The organism is Mycolicibacterium mageritense (assembly GCF_010727475.1).
GTDB lineage: Bacteria > Actinomycetota > Actinomycetes > Mycobacteriales > Mycobacteriaceae > Mycobacterium > Mycobacterium mageritense.
In genome coordinates this window covers 2,160,191-2,175,721 of sequence record NZ_AP022567.1, presented here as the reverse complement: position 1 = coordinate 2,175,721, position 15,531 = coordinate 2,160,191, and the positions used below count along the sequence as shown (strand labels likewise).

12 protein-coding genes and 4 pseudogenes are annotated in these 15,531 nt (G+C 62.9%); 10 read left to right on the top strand and 6 right to left on the bottom strand.

The window, feature by feature from the left end; translation table 11 throughout:
- Positions 1 to 47 precede the first annotated feature (47 nt).
- Entirely contained in the window at positions 48 to 872 is an 825-nt protein-coding gene (locus G6N67_RS10435; RefSeq protein ID WP_036432357.1) for a class I SAM-dependent methyltransferase, read from the bottom strand.
- The gene (locus G6N67_RS39575; RefSeq protein WP_051578675.1) at positions 869 to 1,543 is read right to left on the bottom strand and encodes a TetR/AcrR family transcriptional regulator; all 675 of its coding nucleotides are present in this window, start codon (positions 1,541 to 1,543) and stop codon (positions 869 to 871) included. The genes G6N67_RS10435 and G6N67_RS39575 overlap by 4 nt, the downstream gene beginning before the upstream one ends.
- Before the next feature lie 494 nt (positions 1,544 to 2,037).
- On the opposite strand from G6N67_RS39575, the pseudogene G6N67_RS10425 reads away from it, so the two are divergent.
- A pseudogene (locus G6N67_RS10425) lies at positions 2,038 to 2,742 on the top strand (SAM-dependent methyltransferase); the annotation flags it as partial.
- Positions 2,743 to 2,797: 55 nt separating this feature from the next.
- A pseudogene (locus tag G6N67_RS39640) lies at positions 2,798 to 3,102 on the top strand (potassium transporter Kef); the annotation flags it as partial.
- A gap of 142 nt (positions 3,103 to 3,244) precedes the next feature.
- Here G6N67_RS39640 and G6N67_RS10420 read toward each other — a convergent pair.
- Entirely contained in the window at positions 3,245 to 3,655 is a 411-nt protein-coding gene (locus G6N67_RS10420; protein ID WP_036432359.1) for a DUF6611 family protein, read from the bottom strand.
- Between the two features lie 248 nt (positions 3,656 to 3,903).
- Between G6N67_RS10420 and G6N67_RS10415 the strand changes: the two are divergent.
- From G6N67_RS10415 to G6N67_RS10400, 4 genes and pseudogenes are all read left to right on the top strand, one after another.
- Positions 3,904 to 6,746 (top strand): annotated as a pseudogene (locus G6N67_RS10415) (UPF0182 family protein).
- 223 nt (positions 6,747 to 6,969) lie between these two features.
- Positions 6,970 to 8,142 carry a TrkH family potassium uptake protein gene (locus tag G6N67_RS10410; protein ID WP_308289834.1) on the top strand — a complete coding sequence of 391 codons (1,173 nt, stop codon included), beginning with the start codon at positions 6,970 to 6,972 and terminating at the stop codon, positions 8,140 to 8,142.
- On the top strand, positions 8,135 to 8,797 hold the full coding sequence (locus G6N67_RS10405) for a potassium channel family protein (RefSeq protein ID WP_036432361.1): 663 nt from the start codon (positions 8,135 to 8,137) through the stop codon (positions 8,795 to 8,797). The genes G6N67_RS10410 and G6N67_RS10405 overlap by 8 nt, the downstream gene beginning before the upstream one ends.
- Positions 8,798 to 8,841: 44 nt before the next feature.
- Complete coding sequence (locus tag G6N67_RS10400) at positions 8,842 to 9,486, top strand: TIGR03085 family metal-binding protein (RefSeq protein ID WP_051578677.1); 645 nt, start codon at positions 8,842 to 8,844, stop codon at positions 9,484 to 9,486.
- 88 nt (positions 9,487 to 9,574) lie between these two features.
- On the opposite strand, the gene G6N67_RS10395 is transcribed toward G6N67_RS10400, so the two are convergent.
- Together G6N67_RS10395 and G6N67_RS10390 are read right to left on the bottom strand one after the other, a co-directional pair.
- Positions 9,575 to 10,438, bottom strand: coding sequence for an SAM-dependent methyltransferase (locus G6N67_RS10395; protein WP_036432365.1), 864 nt, complete (start codon positions 10,436 to 10,438; stop codon positions 9,575 to 9,577).
- A 90-nt stretch (positions 10,439 to 10,528) separates the two neighbouring features.
- Entirely contained in the window at positions 10,529 to 10,930 is a 402-nt protein-coding gene (locus tag G6N67_RS10390) for a GbsR/MarR family transcriptional regulator (RefSeq protein ID WP_230022197.1), read from the bottom strand.
- Between the two features lie 237 nt (positions 10,931 to 11,167).
- On the opposite strand from G6N67_RS10390, the gene G6N67_RS10385 reads away from it, so the two are divergent.
- Genes G6N67_RS10385 through G6N67_RS10375 form a run of 3 tightly spaced genes read left to right on the top strand, consistent with a single transcriptional unit; the run spans position 11,168 to position 13,535 of the window.
- Complete coding sequence (locus G6N67_RS10385; protein WP_051578911.1) at positions 11,168 to 12,070, top strand: ABC transporter ATP-binding protein; 903 nt, start codon at positions 11,168 to 11,170, stop codon at positions 12,068 to 12,070.
- Positions 12,067 to 12,780 carry a fluoroquinolone export ABC transporter permease subunit gene (locus G6N67_RS10380; RefSeq protein ID WP_036432369.1) on the top strand — a complete coding sequence of 238 codons (714 nt, stop codon included), beginning with the start codon at positions 12,067 to 12,069 and terminating at the stop codon, positions 12,778 to 12,780. Before G6N67_RS10385 ends, G6N67_RS10380 begins: the two co-directional genes overlap by 4 nt.
- The gene (locus G6N67_RS10375) at positions 12,777 to 13,535 is read left to right on the top strand and encodes an Rv2686c family ABC transporter permease subunit (protein WP_036432371.1); all 759 of its coding nucleotides are present in this window, start codon (positions 12,777 to 12,779) and stop codon (positions 13,533 to 13,535) included. Before G6N67_RS10380 ends, G6N67_RS10375 begins: the two co-directional genes overlap by 4 nt.
- Before the next feature lie 18 nt (positions 13,536 to 13,553).
- Here the strand turns inward: G6N67_RS10375 and G6N67_RS10370 are convergent.
- Positions 13,554 to 13,775: pseudogene (locus G6N67_RS10370) on the bottom strand (winged helix-turn-helix domain-containing protein); the annotation flags it as partial.
- A gap of 391 nt (positions 13,776 to 14,166) precedes the next feature.
- Here G6N67_RS10370 and nhaA point away from each other — a divergent pair.
- Positions 14,167 to 15,510, top strand: coding sequence for a Na+/H+ antiporter NhaA (gene nhaA, locus G6N67_RS10365; RefSeq protein ID WP_036432373.1), 1,344 nt, complete (start codon positions 14,167 to 14,169; stop codon positions 15,508 to 15,510).
- Positions 15,511 to 15,531: the final 21 nt, after the last annotated feature.

Sequence of the window (15,531 nt, the reverse complement as noted above, 5' to 3'; positions counted from 1 at the left end):
CAGTGTCGCCGAAGCGTAGCCACACCTGCTGTAGCTGGTTCCTGGTATTAGAAGTGGTAGAGCACGATCCAGACACCGCGGCGCGCCTGTGCGCGCCAGCGGGCGAAGATTTTGGCGATCAGGCGTGTGGCCCAGGGGAATTGGTCGGCTTCGGGTGCTTGTGCGCCGAGTTGTTCTTCGATGAACGTCAGGTTCGGGTTGAGTTCTTCGATGGCATGTGGGTTCGCTATACCGTAACCACGATAGTTTTTCGGGATCCCGACGTCGCGGAGCACGCGGAGTGCGCCCATCATGCGTGCGACCAAGGGTGTGTAGGCGTTGAATATGAGTTCACCGCCTGCCGTGAAGTGGTCGGTGATGGTGCGAAGGATCTGTTTGTTGTCGGCTTCGGTGAGAAAGCCCAACACGCCGTCGGCGACGATGATTGCCGGCTGTTCGCAGGGGATCTCTGTGAGCCATCCGGGTTCGGTCAGCGAAGCTGCGATAGGGTGGCCACGATCCAGTTCTGGAATGAGCTGCCGGCGTAGGGCGATGACGTCGGGGAGGTCGATGTCGTACCAGTCGACGGTGACCGGCGGTGCCAGGCGGTGCATGCGGGTTTCCAGACCGCACCCCAGTTCCACCACGACGGCATCAGGATGGTCGGCGATGAATTGATCGACGAGCCGGTCGAGCATCCGACTGCGTACGGCGACGGCGAGTCGGACCGTGCTTGAAAGTTTGGGGATGTCGTGGTCGAGGCGGTTGCTCACGGTTTCCGCCGACCGATCGCCCAGCAGCGGCCGTTTCTGTTGGATATCGAGGGCGCGGCCGCTGAGGGTTACCAGCAGGGTCTTCTCGATCGGGGTGAGGCCGTCGAAGGTGACTGTCATGGTGCGCCTTTCGTGTCGTCGCGGTATTGGGTCACGGCGTCGGTGATGCCGCGACCGGTGTCGGAGTTCATGAATTCGCCGATGACCGAATAGAGGTCGGCCATCGCCAGGCCGACCCGGGCCGCTTCACCGCCCGTGAGATCTGAGCCCATCTGTCGGGCCAAATGGTCGTGGAGCATGATCACTCCGGTGTGCATCGCACACATCACTGCCGCAGCATCGCGAGCACGTGAAGATCCGCGGGTGAATCGTTGCGGCCAGGTGCTGATGAGGAACTCCTCGGCACCCGCGGTGAGTTCGTCGAGGATGGCTGCCGCCGCTGGGCCACCTTCTACCGCGGTTCTGGCGAGATAGCGCATGATCGGCGTGCTCAGCTGATAGAGGTCAGCGATGAAACCGGGCTGGGTGATCGCTCCGGTTTCCACGCCTCGGGTGGTGCGGCGGCGGAATACCTCGATGACCTCTGCATCACAGGCCTGACGCAGATTGTCCTTCGTGCCGAAGTGATGTTGTACCAAACCCGGTGATACACCTGCCAGTTCGGCGATCCCGGTGATGGTTGCGCCTTTGACGCCGCGTTCGCCGAACTGGATCAACGCAGCGTCGCGGATGCGTGCGCGAGCCGTCAGGTCGTCGGGGCCACGATCCTGAGCACCGTAGGGACGTTCCACGACGACAACAATATAGAGATATAGTTTCCAATATCAACATATAGTCGGAGGTTGAGGCAGTGCTGGTTGAGCGTGTGGCACGGTGCGCTGACGTGGACGTCGTCGTGCCAGGGGCCGGACATACCAGGTTGACGCCGGCGTGTGGGTTTGAGACTGTGCGGATTGTCGATTCGTGTGATTGATCGAGCGCCCCGCCCGGCGGGGACATCCAGCGATGCGGCAGGCCGTGATTGGTGGCTGGCGTGATTCATCATGTCTTGCAGCCTGTTCCACCCGATGATGGATAGATGCGGCACCACCTGTGTGCACTGTATCGCCAAGTTGGGCTGCTGCCCTGAGCCCACCAGGCGCTGCGTCTCACGGTGTCGCGCTAGGCGGGCCGTGAGTCAGGACTGGTCGGGCGGCGCGGGTGCTGCTAGCGTCGGACATGGTGTGCCGGGAAGCCTAGTCGGCAGAAGTGATGATTCTGCGACAATGGGGTGTGCACCGTGGGTATGGATGTCGAGCGGACCGCGATCGGTCCGATGTTGCTGGTGGCAGTCGACCAGTTTGAGTCACCCCCGCTGGTGCGCGACCCGTGGGCGGCCCGGATTCTTCCACCTTCGTGGCGAGTACCGTTGGCACTGTGCCGGTTTGGCGCGGTGCGGCGCATGTTGCGCGCCGTGAGTGACAAGTCGGCCCCTGGTGCGTGGACCAGTCTGCTGTGCCGCAAGCGCTATATCGACGACCTGCTGCGCGAAGCGGCTGGGAACGGGCTTGATGCGGTGGTGATTGTTGGCGCGGGCTTGGACACCCGCGCCTACCGGGTGGATGAGCTGGCGGGGGCAGCAATCTGGGAAGTGGATCTGCCGGCCAACATCGAAGCGAAGTCGGCCGCGTTGCGCCGCTGTTTCGGCCGCATCCCGCCCACCGTCACTTTGCTGGCAATGGACCTGGATACCGACGATCTTGCAGAATGGTTGGCCAACAGTGGATTTGATGCCAACATGCGGACATTCTTCGTGCTGGAATCGGTCACGATGTACCTGCGCGAGGTGGCGGTGCGGCGCACCTTGCAGTCGATGGCCGCATGCGCCGTGCGCAGCCGCTTGGGGTTTACGTACTTCCGCAAAGACTTTGTCGACGGGCAGTGCCTGTACGGTGCGCGGGATTCCTATCAGCGATTCGTCGTCCGTAAAGGACTGTGGAAATTCGGGATAGACCCGCGTGGAGTTGCGGATCTGCTCGTTGAAACCGGCTGGCGGGAAACTGAACAAGGCGAAGATCATCGCGGCCGCCCGGGAAGCCGAGAACCAGCACCTGCTGCGGCAGTCGGGTGCGGATTCGACCGTGGTGTCCTCGGAGACCGCGGGCCGTCTGCTGGGCATCGCGACGCAGACGCCCAGCGTGGTGGAGATGATGGAAGACCTGCTGACGCCTGATGTCGGGTTTGCGATCGCCGAACGCGAGGTCCGATCGTTTGAAGAAGGGCGACCGCCGAAAGATTTGACGGGCATTGGGCCGAACTGCGGCCAGGCGACCGCCTGCTGTACATCCGAATCGCTGACGATGACGACTGACTCGTCCGTGCGCGGTGCTCACGGTGACAGCCCGCAAGAATGTACGTGGCACACCCTTCAACCAACCGATGCCGGGCTAGTTGCGGCTCCCAATCGGATCATGGCTGTCGGCTTGCACGGTGCGCAGAACGGCCTCGCGGAGTTAGCGGTGGTACGAGTCAGCGAGCGTCGCGGCGGATGCCCAGGTTCTGGCTTGACGACTGCTGGGGTCATTTGCAGGCACGAACCGTTCGCCTGCCAACTCGTCATAGACCTGCCAGCAGGTGTGCTCGTACTCCGCCTTGGACATCAGCCCGTCGCGGTGGCGTCCCTCAGCGTCAGACAGCGTGTGTGCGAGGTGCTGCAGCGTGCGGTGAAGCTCGGATGGGACCGTTTCATGCGCGGCCAGCCACACCGCTGACACCGTGCGGGCTGTGCGAGCTGTGTCCCCGGCGGCGACGTAGACGGCGATTCCGGTGCCGAGAAACACCACCGTGGCGAGGGTCAGCGCCGTCCATGGACCGCTGACGTGTGAGAGCACCACGGTGATGCCAACCACATCGACCCACTCCACAGCGGCCAACCGCACCAATCCTTACGCATCCTTAACGCCGGCAGACCATTCGCCCGGGATGGTTCGAGATCGGATGCAGCATCAGACCCGCGAGACGTGCGGGGGACTGGACCGCGGAACCGGTGGTCCGGAAACACCTTCTGAACGGGCCGACTGCCGTAGAATTCAGCGTATCGATCATGAGGCGGGTTCACCGCTGATCGTTGGACAGTACTTGCGCCCGCCACCTGATGAGTGCGGAGCGCATGATGGCCAAACCCGAGTCGGGTAGCGTCCCTATGCTTTCGCGTCGTGCTCGTATCACGCTGGTGACGGCGTTGGTCGGCCTGGTGACGGTGTTGTTCGTCGTCGCGCCATTATTGGATGCGTATGTCGATTGGTTGTGGTTCGGCGAGTTGGGTTTTCGTCGCGCCTGGGTCACGGTCCTGGCGACACGCGTCGCGTTGTTTGTCGTGCTGGCCCTGCTGGTGAGTGCCAGCGTGGGAGCGGCCATGCGATTGGCGTACGCATCCCGGCCCGCTGTCGTACCCGCGACCGCGAACGACCCGGTCACGCCGGTACGACGGGTGAATCGAGATGGCCCATGGTGCAGCTGTTTTTGCACCGTGGCCTATTTGGCGTCACCGATCCCGAATTCGGCCTCGACATCGGGTTTTTCGCGTTCGAGCTGCCGTTCTATCGGTGGGTGCTGAGCTGGTTGTTCGTGGCTGCGGTTTTCGCGTTGATCACCAGTGCCGCAACCCATGTCATCTTCAGCGGCGTTCGGGTGACCACGACTCAGCGGGTGGTGACCAGGCCCGCTCGCATTCAGCTTGCAGTGATCGCCGGATTAGTCGTTCTTCTCAAAGCCGTCGCGTACTGGTTAGATCGGTATCTGCTGCTGTCGGGAAGCCGCAAAGAGCCGATGTTCACCGGCGCGAGTTACACCGATGTTCACGCCACCATGCCCGCCAAGCTCCTGCTGCTGGCTATCGCGGTGTTGTGCGCGGTGGCCTTCTTCGCCGTCGTGGTGGTGCGGGATCTGAGGATCCCTGCGATGGCCACCGCACTGCTGGTGCTCTCCTCAGTTCTGGTGGGCGGGGCGTGGCCACTGCTGATGGAACAGTTTTCGGTGCGGCCCAATGCCGCAGAGATGGAACGCGACTACATCGAACGCAACATCGCCGCAACGCGCCATGCGTATCGCCTCGACGGTGACTGGGTCGAATATCGCGACTACCCGGGAATCGGCACGGCCCCTCCACGCGAAGTCGCCGCGGACCGGACCACGATTTCCAATGTTCGGTTGCTCGATCCGAGTGTGTTGTCACGCACCTTCACCCAGCAACAGCAACTCAAGAACTTCTACAGCTTCCCCGATCCACTTGACCTGGACCGCTACCGAATCGAGGGCCAGCTGCGCGACTACGTAGTTGGCGTGCGCGAGCTGTCACCGGACAGTTTGACCGGAAACCAACGGGACTGGATCAATCGCCACACGGTGTATACCCACGGCAACGGGTTCGTCGCCGCCCCGGCCAACCGGGTCAACGCCGCAGTCCGTGATGCGGCCAACAGCTCCGACAGCAACAGTGGCTACCCAATCTACGCCATCAGTGATCTGGCTTCTCAGGCCACGGGTAAGCAGCTCATCCCCGTCGAACAACCGCGGATCTACTTCGGCGAGATCATCGCACAGGCAGACCCCGATTACGCCATCGTCGGCGCCGGCCCCGACCAGCCGCCAGGCGAATACGACACTGACAGTTCACGCTACACATACACCGGCTTCGGGGGTGTGTCGATCGGGAACTGGTTCACCCGCACGGCGTTTGCGTTCCGATTCGGCCAGCACCGCATTCTGTTCTCGCGTGCGATCGGCTCCGAATCGAAGGTCATCTTCCATCGCGACCCCAAAGAACGGGTGCAGCGCGTCGCGCCATGGCTGACCGTGGACTCCAACGCCTACCCGGCCGTGGTGTCCGGGCGGATCGTATGGATCGTCGATGCCTACACCACGCTCGACAATTACCCGTATGCACAGCCCGGCAGGCTGTCGGCCCAGTCTGCTGGTCAGAGCGGTTCGCTGGTGCAGCCCAATCGGGTGTCGTACGTCCGCAATTCGGTCAAGGCCACTGTCGATGCGTACGACGGCACGGTGACCTTGTATCAGGTCGATCGCGATGATCCAGTGCTCGCGGCGTGGATGCGGGTCTTCCCGGGCACGGTCACCGGCGAAGAGCAGGTGTCCGAGGAACTTCACAGCCATTTCCGCTACCCGGAGGATCTGTTCGGCCTGCAACGGGAGATGCTGGCCAAGTACCACGTCAACGATCCACGAGAATTCTTTACCACCAACGCATTCTGGTCGGTGCCCTCGGATTCCACCAACGACGCCAATCCCGCCCAGCCGCCGTTCTACGTGCTCATCGGTGATCCCGACACGGCGCAACCGTCGTTCCGACTTGCCAGCGCGATGGTGGGGTACAACCGCGAGTTCTTGGCCGCGCACATCTCGGTCGACTCAGATCCGGCCACCTACGGCAAGATCACAGTGCTGCGATTGCCTACCGACACATTGACGCAAGGTCCCCAACAGATTCAGAACTCCATGATCTCCGACACCCGGGTCGCGTCCGAGCGGACACTGCTCGAAAGATCCAACAGGATCCAGTACGGCAACCTGCTGACGTTGCCGATCGCCGACGGCGGCATTCTCTACGTCGAGCCGCTCTACACCGAACGCATCCCCACCACATCCAATAGTTCGACGTTCCCACAGCTGTCGCGGGTGTTGGTCAGCCTGCGCGAACCTCGCGTCGACGGCGGTGTGCGGGTCGGCTACGCACCCACCCTGGCCGAAGCCCTCGACCAGGTGTTCGGGCCCGGCACCGGAGCAATCGCCACTGCACCCGGCGGTGGGGCAGCGGCACCCGCCCCACCAGCGCAGGCACCGGCGACCACCCACCCGCCTGGGCTCCCAGCCGCGCCTACGATCACCGAGCCGCCAACCCTGAGCGTCGATGAAATCCAAGCGGCCATTGAGGATTTGCGGGAGGTGTTGGAGCGTCTGGAGAGTGCGCTGGATGCACAGCGGAGTGGAGGAGGATAGGGCCCGCAGGCCAGGGCCAGCTACCACAGCCAATCCGCACGACGTAGCATCGCCGCGTGGCCGGCAACGCGGAACGATTCCATCCGGGCCGGGTCATCATGGCCTCGTTCGCCGCGGCGATCGCAATCGGCAGTGCATAGTTGGCGCTGCCAGCGGCCACGGAATCCGGCGTCGGCGCGAGTGTGCTCGATGCGGTGTTCACCGCAACCTCGGCGGTGTGCGTGTGACCGAGCTGATCACCGTCGACACCGCGACGTATTGGTCGACCTTCGGAGAAGTCGTGATTCTGGTGCTCATCCAACTCGGTGGTTTGGGCATAATGACGGTTGCTTCGTTGATGGTGGTTCTGTTGTCGCGGCGGTTGGGGTTGCGGGCCCGGTTGGTCGCCCAAGCCCAGACCCGGACGTTGACACCGCGTGATGTGGGCCGCGTCGTACGCAACGTGATCCTCTTCAGCCTGGCCTGTGAAGCGGTCGTAGCGGCCATACTGGTGGCTCGCTTCATCGTCATCGGGCAGTTCACGGTGCGGGGAGCCTTGTGGCACGGAGTGTTTCACTCGGTATCGGCGTTCAACAACGCCGGCTTCTCACTCAATGCGGACAGTCTGGTCGGCTATGTTGCCGACGCGTGGGTCATGCTGCCGGTCAGCGCGGCAGTGATCGTCGGCGGGTTGGGTTTCCCAGTGGTGTTCGAGTTGGCGCGTGCTTGGCGGCACCTCCGGGCATGGTCGGTGACCACCAAGTTGACGGTCAGCGTCACTGTGACGCTGTTGATCGTCGGCACGGTGGTGATCGCGGCCGTCGAGCGGCACAATCCCGACACGCTGGGTTCGATGCCTGTCGGCACCCGGCTGTTGGCGGCCGTGTTCACCGCAACCATGCCGCGCACCGCGGGATTCAACGCGATCGACATCGGTGCCATGAGCTCAGAAGGGCTGTTGTTCACCGATCTGCTGATGTTCATCGGCGGCGGGAGCGCCAGCACCGCAGGGGGGATCAAGGTGACGACGTTTGGTTTGTTGGCCGTAGTATTGTGGGCGGAGATGCGCGGTGAGAGCCGCGTCAATGTCGGAGTGCGGCAGGTGCCCGCCGACAATCAACGGCAAGCGTTGGCCGTGGCTGTTCTGTTTGTTGTGCTGAGCACCGCTGCATCGTTCACGCTGTTGACCCTGACCGACTTTCCTCTCGACCAGGTGCTGTTCGAGGCGGTATCGGCCTTGAGCACGGTGGGGCTCTCGACAGGCATCACCGCGGATCTTCCTGATACCGGCAAGTGGCTCATTATCGTGTTGATGTACGTCGGGCGTCTGGGCCCACTCACGTTGGCCTCGGCGTTGGCGCTGCGGCAACGCGAGCGCCGCTACGAACGACCGATGGAAAGGACCGTCGTTGGCTGATCAGCGAAACGAGCCGGTAGTTGTCATCGGACTCGGCCGATTCGGCACCGCCATCGCGTCGGAGTTGACCCGCCGCGGGACGGAGGTGCTGGCCATCGATGAATCCGTCAAGGTCGTGCAGGGACTCTCAGGGCACCTCACCCAGGTGGTGGCGGCCGACTGCACCGATATCGCCACGCTTCGCGAGCTCGGGGTCGACGAGTTCTATCGGGCCGTGGTGGCGGTGGGCACCGATATCGAGGCGAGCATCCTCATCACCTCATCGCGCGTTGAACTCGAAGTCGAGGACGTCTGGGCGAAAGCGATCACCTCCCACCACGGCCGCATCCTCGAACGCGTAGGAGCCACGCATGTGGTGTTTCCCGAGCGCGAAGCCGGGGAGCGGGTGGCTCACCTCGTCTCAGGGCAGTTACTGGATTATCTCCAGGTCGACGACGACTTTGCCATCGCCAAGATCCATCCGCCGCATTACGTTGTCGGCCTCCCGCTCGGCCAAACGAAGATACGGTCGAAGTTCGGTATCACCGTGGTTGCGGTGAAAAGCGGAGACGAACCCTTCACTTACGCCGCCGCCGACACCGAATTAGCCTACGACGACACTATTTTGGTGACCGGCCGCGTCAACGACATCGACCGTTTCGTAGGCATGACCTAGCGCGGAATGTTCTCGCATCGCGGGCTCGTTGGCAGGACGGTGACGTGGCTGATCCTATGTTCGACATACATGAACGACGCCAACTCTGCGATCTGTTCGAGGCAGTGGGCGCAGACGCGCCCACGCTGATCAAAGGCTGGACCGCGTGCGGCCTTGCTGCCCATCTGGTCCTGCGGGAACGAGACCGCATCGGCGGCCCTTGTTTGGTGCTTCCCGGTCGGTTCCAACGTTTTGCCGAGCGACGCCGGATCGAAGTGGCGACGTCGCACACGTTCGAGGATCTTGTCGCTCTGATCCGGTCGGGCCCGCCGCCCGGGTTCTTTCGCCTCGGGATCGTCCGTCGCACAGCGAACCTCAACGAGTTCTTCGTTCACCACGAGGATGTGCGCAGAGCCAACGGGTTGGGCCCGCGCGTTCTGTCGCCCGAGTTCGAAGCCGCCCTGTGGCGCAACATCCGCCACGGCAGCCGCTATTTGTGTCGCCGGTTGAGTGGGGTCGGACTTGAAATTGACTGGGCCGGAACAGACGAATCGATCTACGTCCACCCGGGCGAACCCATTGCGCGGCTCAGTGGCACCCCTGGTGAGTTGTTGCTGTACTTGTTCGGGCGCCAAGCCGCCGCGCAGGTCCACCTCTCAGGACACTCCGAAGCCGTCGCGGCAGTTTGTCGGGCACACCTCGAGATGTAGTTCGTGCGGGAAGCCGACGCGCCGTCAGCTGAAAAAATACTCCCACAAGGCTTCTCGCCGAGAGCGGTAAGGGGTACGGGTCTGCGTGTCAGCACAGGGCGTAGACCGCCCGTTCGATCGGAGACACAGGCAGATTCCTTCCGGCCGGGGCCAGATAGCGGTCCGTGTACTCGTCCGAACCGGCTTGTTCGCGTTGGTGCCATCCGTATTCGGCCAGAAACTCCGCAACGTCGTCGGGATCCAGGCCGAACTTCCACAACTGCTGTTTCACCACGAAGTCGTGATAGCCGTTCTCGGCGCCGTACATCGTGCGACCGTCGAGAAAGTCCCTGCGCACGTAGGTGAACGCCAGAGCGCTGCCCGGTGCCGCTCCGGCAAGGTGGTCCATGATGGTACGCACCGCAGACTCGGTGAGGTACTGCGTGACAGCCTCCCAGACATAGAAGATGGGTTGGGCCCGGCTGAAGCCGGTGTTCGATAACCGCGCGGTCAGATCGGCGGTTTCGAAGTCCATGGGCAGCAGCGTGACGGTGGTCGGCACGCGACCGAAACAGCGTTGCACGGCGGCCGTTTTGGCGGCGATGTTGTCCGGGAGATCGACCTCGCACACGGGCATGTCGGCCAGTTCCGGCATGCGGTAGGCGCGTGTGTCATAACCGGCGCCGAGGATGACGACAGCAGATATTCCTTCGCCGACGGCAGCTCGGAGGCAGTCGTCGATGAAGCGCTTTCGACACAGGAAGCCGGCCCAGCCGCCGTGGAACTTCTTGTCGGTGGCCGCCATGAGTGAACGGCGCACCACGGACAACCGCGCGGCGCCTGCCGCCATCCGTGCACCGGTGGGCAGCATGCGCCGGGCCCACGGGTCGCGGATCAACGGTGAAGGCTCGTACTGGTCGGCGGCGACAATCACCATGGGCCCGATGGCGGTCTGAGCGGCGGGTCGGTTCATACGGAAAGCTCCGGGTTTCGTAGGAATGACGACGTTGCCGACCAGGCTTCCCGGCGCACCGTCGTCTAACCTAACACCCAGCGCGTCGGATCAGCGGCCCTGCTCGGTATCGCTGCCGTGTTGGTACCAGCGGTCCAAGATCGCCGGAATCTCAGCCATCAGGAAGGCATAGAAGTCGCGCATCTGGGTCAGCCGTTGGCGGGCGGGACCGTCACGGTTGGTGGCGGCGATCCCGGCGTCGGCGGCAGCCTGCATGGCCGCGATGGTGTCGTTCTGGTTCGTGAACAGCAGCGCCCAGGCGTTGTCGCGCAGCCGGAAGTGATCACGACGGCTGCCCGGCACGGGCACCCGTTCGGCGAGCCCCACGGAGGTCAGCACCTTGAGAGCACCTGACACCGCCCCGGCGCTGGCGGTGAGCGTTTCGGTGAGCTCGCCCATGGTCACGCTGGGTTGGTCGGCGAACAGCAACGTGGCCAGTACACGGGCGGTCATGCGCTGTAATCCGTTGTTGGAGAGCACCAAGGCGAGTTGTTCGGCGGCGTGCTGCGCGTCTGATGGTTTCGACACCGGGATTTCCTCCATGCCAATTATCTTCACAAATTACTGAAAGTTTAGTACGGTCGTATGTGGTGTTCCGGGAAGCCTGGTCGGAAAAGGTGTAAACCGCTGTTCGCGGTGCCCGTCGCATTGTCGGCGGCCCGCGCTGACCGAAAGGCGACCGAGGCACCCATGGCAATTGTGCCGACAGTGGTCCGTTCAGAGACCGCAACCGAAGTCATCTGCGTACGCGACCTGACCTTCACGTATCCAAAGGGGACCGAACCCGCGATCAGGGGCATGGACTTCACCGTTGGGCGCGGGGAGATCTTCGGTTTCCTGGGGCCGAGCGGCGCCGGGAAATCCACCACGCAGAAGCTGCTGATAGGACTGCTACGTGGGCACGGTGGTCAGGCCACCGTGTGGGGCCGTGACCCATTGGACTGGGGGCCGGACTACTACCAGCGTGTCGGCGTGTCCTTCGAACTGCCCAACCACTACCAAAAGCTGACCGGGCTGGAGAATCTACAGTTCTTTGCCGCGCTCTATGACGGGCCTACCGCGGACCCTATGGCGCTACTCGATTCGGTCGGCTTGACCGATGCCGCGCACACGCGAGTCGGCAAGTACTCCAAAGGTATGCAGATGCGGCTGACGTTTGCGCGGTCGCTGATCAACAACCCGGAACTGCTGTTTCTCGACGAGCCCACATCAGGCCTGGACCCGGTCAACGCCCGCAACGTCAAAGACATCGTCTTGGATCTGAAAGCCCAGGGGCGCACCATATTCCTCACCACACACGACATGTCCACCGCCGAGGAGCTCTGTGACCGGGTGGCGTTTGTCGTCGACGGTGCCATCGTCGCCCTCGACACCCCCGCCGAGTTGAAGATCGCGCGCAGCAAGCGCCGTGTACGGGTGCAATACCGCGACGATGAGGGCAGGCTCGACACCGTCGAGTTCGCGATGGATGGGCTCGCCGATGACCCAGAGTTCCGCGCTGTCCTGCGCCGGCATCACATCGAGACCATGCACAGTTGCGAAGCCAGCCTCGACGACGTCTTCGTCGAGGTGACGGGACGGCGGCTCACATGACCAGGCTGGCTACCGCGCTGCGGTTGGAGTTGACGCTGCAGTTCCGGCAGAAATTCCTGCACGCCGGGATCTTCTCGGGGTTGATCTGGCTGGCCGTGCTGTTGCCGATGCCGCACAACCTGCGTCCGGTTGCCGAGCCCTATGTGCTTGTCGGCGACATCGCGATCATCGGGTTCTTTTTTGTGGGCGCCACGGTGTTCTTCGAGAAACAGGAACGCACGCTCGGGGCCGTCATCTGCACGCCGTTGCGGTTCTGGGAATACCTGGCCGCCAAACTTATTGTGCTGGTTGCCATTTCGCTGTTCGTGGCCGTCGCGGTGACGACCATCGCCGACGGACTGAACTACCGTCCGGCGCCGTTGGTTCTCGGGGTGATCTTGGGAACCCTGCTGATGCTGGTGGTCGGATTCCTCAGCTCGCTGCCGTTCAGCTCGGTGACCGACTGGTTTCTCACGGCAACCATCCCCTTGGCGATCATGCTCGTCCCGCCGTTGATCTTCTACTCAGGCCTGTGGCCGAACCCGATGCTCTATGTGATTCCCACGCAGGGACCACTTCTGCTGCTGGGCGCCGCGTTCGACCAGGTGAATCTGACCACCGGTCAGATCACCTACGCCTTGGTCTATCCGCTGGTGTGTCTGGGGGTGCTGGGCCGGGTGGCCCGCGTGATGTTCGACCGGTACGTCATCGAAAGGTCAGGTGTGCTGTGACCAGCGTCCTTCCCGTCCGTGTCGGCAAAGCGGTCGCCGCGTTCGGCCTCAACGACCTCCGGGGAGCGTATCGCGACCCGCTGTTGGTGATGCTCGTTGTGGCGCCGGTGATTTGGACAACCGGCGTCGCGGTGCTCACCCCACGGGTGACCGACCTCTTATCCCGGCGCTACGACTTCGACCTGGTGCCGTACTACCCGTTGGTGCTCACCGCGTTCCTCCTACTGACCAGCATCATCATCGCGGGCGCACTCGCGGCTTTTCTGGTGCTCGACGAGGTCGACGCGGGCACGCTGAGCGCGTTGCGTGTCACCCCGGTGCCGCTCTCGGTCTTCTTCGGCTACCGCGCCGGCACGGTCATGCTCGTCACCACAGCCTACGTGGTCGCCACCATGTCGCTCAGCGGCATCCTCGAACCAGGGCTGATTCCGGCCCTGCTGCCGATCGGCCTGGTCGCAGGATTGTCCGCCGTGGTCACCCTGTTGGCGATCGTCGCGGTGGCGGGCAACAAGATTCAAGGCATCGCGATGGTGCGGGCCTTGGGCATGCTGATCGCCGGCCTGCCCTGTCTGCCGTGGTTCATCGATTCGGCGTGGAACCTGGCCTTCGGTGTCCTGCCTCCTTATTGGGCAGCCAAGGCATTCTGGGTGGCGTCTGACCATGGTGTGTGGTGGCCGTATCTGCTCGGCGGCCTCATCTACAACCTGGTGATCGCGTGGCCACTGTTTCGCCGGTTCATTGCGAAGAACACCTGACGCGAACGGCGAAGAGGGTTACACCTCGAATCGATAGCCCATACCGGATTCGGTGAGCAGGTGAACAGGGCGTGACGGGTCGTCCTCGAGTTTGCGTCGTAGCTGTGCAAGGTACACCCGAAGGTGATGGATCTGGTTCGGTCGGGCGGCTGTACCCCACAGCTCGCGCAACAACTCTTCGCGTCCGACGAGCCTCCCACGATTGCGCACCAGAATCTCGAGCATGCCCCACTCGGTTGGGTCATGTGGATTTCGGCGCGGATCGTGTGCCCGTCAAGATTCCGTAAAAACGGGCCCGGTGTCCCGATCGCAAGTTAACGACCAGGGTGTACTTGCGTTGTCCTGTCTTGCCGAGGTGCCGCGTTGCCGTCGCGGTCTCAAATGTCGACACATGCGGCGGTGGTCGGCATTGGTGCGGCAGGATGTACTCGATAGATCGCCCATGACCCGACCGGCATGCACGGCTCTGAGCGCAGGCTGTTGTGTGCAGTATGCGTGCACACGACGGTCGCGACCTGCTCGCGAGCGCGGTAGGGTTGTCCTACAGGTGTGCCGGGAAGTCTGGTCGGCAGCACGGGCGTCAGCATAGAACGCGTGTGCTTCGTAGGAATTGACCAGACGAGGTGTTTGCTTGTCCGACAACCGATCACAGTTTGCGACGAAGCGTGCGTTGTTCGCTCGTGGATCGTGGTCGGAAACTTCGCGCATTTCTGACATCCTGCGCAAAGAAACTGTCGGCGGGGCATTGCTGCTGCTGGCTACCGCTATAGCCTTGATATGGGCCAATTCGCCGTGGGCAGAGTACTACGACAAACTGGGACAGCTACGGCTCGGGACCGACCGGCTCGGGCTGCATCTTGACCTCACGTTGGCGACCTGGTCTGCAGACGGATTGCTGGCGATCTTCTTCTTCGTCGTCGGTCTGGAACTGAAACGCGAGTTCGTCGCGGGAGACCTGCGCGACCCCGCTCGCGCAGCGCTTCCTGTCGCCGCCGCGCTCGGTGGAATGGTCGTGCCCGCTATGATCTTTCTAGCGTTCAATGCGGCCGCCGGTGAAGGGGCGACACGTGGATGGGCGATCCCAACCGCCACCGACATTGCCTTCGCGGTCGCGGTATTGGCGGTGATCTCGACGCACTTGCCTGCCGCGCTGCGGACGTTCCTGTTGACCTTGGCTGTTGTCGATGACCTGTTGGCAATCACTGTGATCGCTGTGTTCTACACCGACACCGTGGATCTCGCCGCATTGGGGTTCGCACTTATCCCGTTGGCGTTGTTCGCAGTCTGTGTCCAACGGAGGGTCCGGTCCTGGTGGATACTGCTGCCGCTCGCGGTCACGACGTGGGCGTTCGTTCACGAGTCCGGTATCCATGCCACCGTCGCGGGGGTGCTGTTGGGATTCACCGTGCCGGTTTTGCGCAGCCAAGCCGCGGGCGGCCCCGACGCGGGCCCGGGACTGGCAGAGTATTTCGAGCGCCGTATCCGCCCGATCTCGGCTGGGGTCGCCGTACCAGTTTTCGCGTTGTTTGCCGCCGGAGTGACGGTCGGCGGCTTTACCGGTTTCTCCACCGCACTAAGTGATTCGGTTGCGATGGGCATAGTGGTAGGCCTTGTGGTGGGTAAGGCCGTTGGGGTGTTCGGCACCACCTGGGTGCTGTCCGCTGTGACTCGAGCAAGGCTGGACAGTGACTTGCGCTGGATCGACGTGTTCGGCATGGCCTTGCTGGCAGGGATCGGATTCACCGTGTCCCTGCTGATTGGCGATCTTGCCTTCGGTGCCGGGACCGAGCGCGATGCGCACGTCAAGGTCGGCGTACTGACCGGTTCGGTGGTTTCGACGTTACTCGCCTCAATCGTATTGATGATGCGAAACCGGCACTATCGCAAGGTATGTGCGCAGGAAGCGCTCGATCACAATCGCGACGGCATGCCCGATGTATTCGAGGAGTCCGGCGGATCCAGAAGAGGAACATAGAAACGATTCGGGATCTGATTG

What these genes read in the sequence shown, in the direction of transcription:
- G6N67_RS10435 (WP_036432357.1), bottom strand. Translation starts at nt 872, where the DNA reads ATGACAGTCACCTTCGACGGCCTCACCCCGATCGAGAAGACCCTGCTG.
- G6N67_RS10380 (WP_036432369.1), top strand. Translation starts at nt 12,067, where the DNA reads ATGACCAGGCTGGCTACCGCGCTGCGGTTGGAGTTGACGCTGCAGTTC.
- G6N67_RS10395 (WP_036432365.1), bottom strand. Translation starts at nt 10,438, where the DNA reads ATGAACCGACCCGCCGCTCAGACCGCCATCGGGCCCATGGTGATTGTC.
- G6N67_RS10385 (WP_051578911.1), top strand. Translation starts at nt 11,168, where the DNA reads ATGGCAATTGTGCCGACAGTGGTCCGTTCAGAGACCGCAACCGAAGTC.
- G6N67_RS10390 (WP_230022197.1), bottom strand. Translation starts at nt 10,930, where the DNA reads ATGACCGCCCGTGTACTGGCCACGTTGCTGTTCGCCGACCAACCCAGC.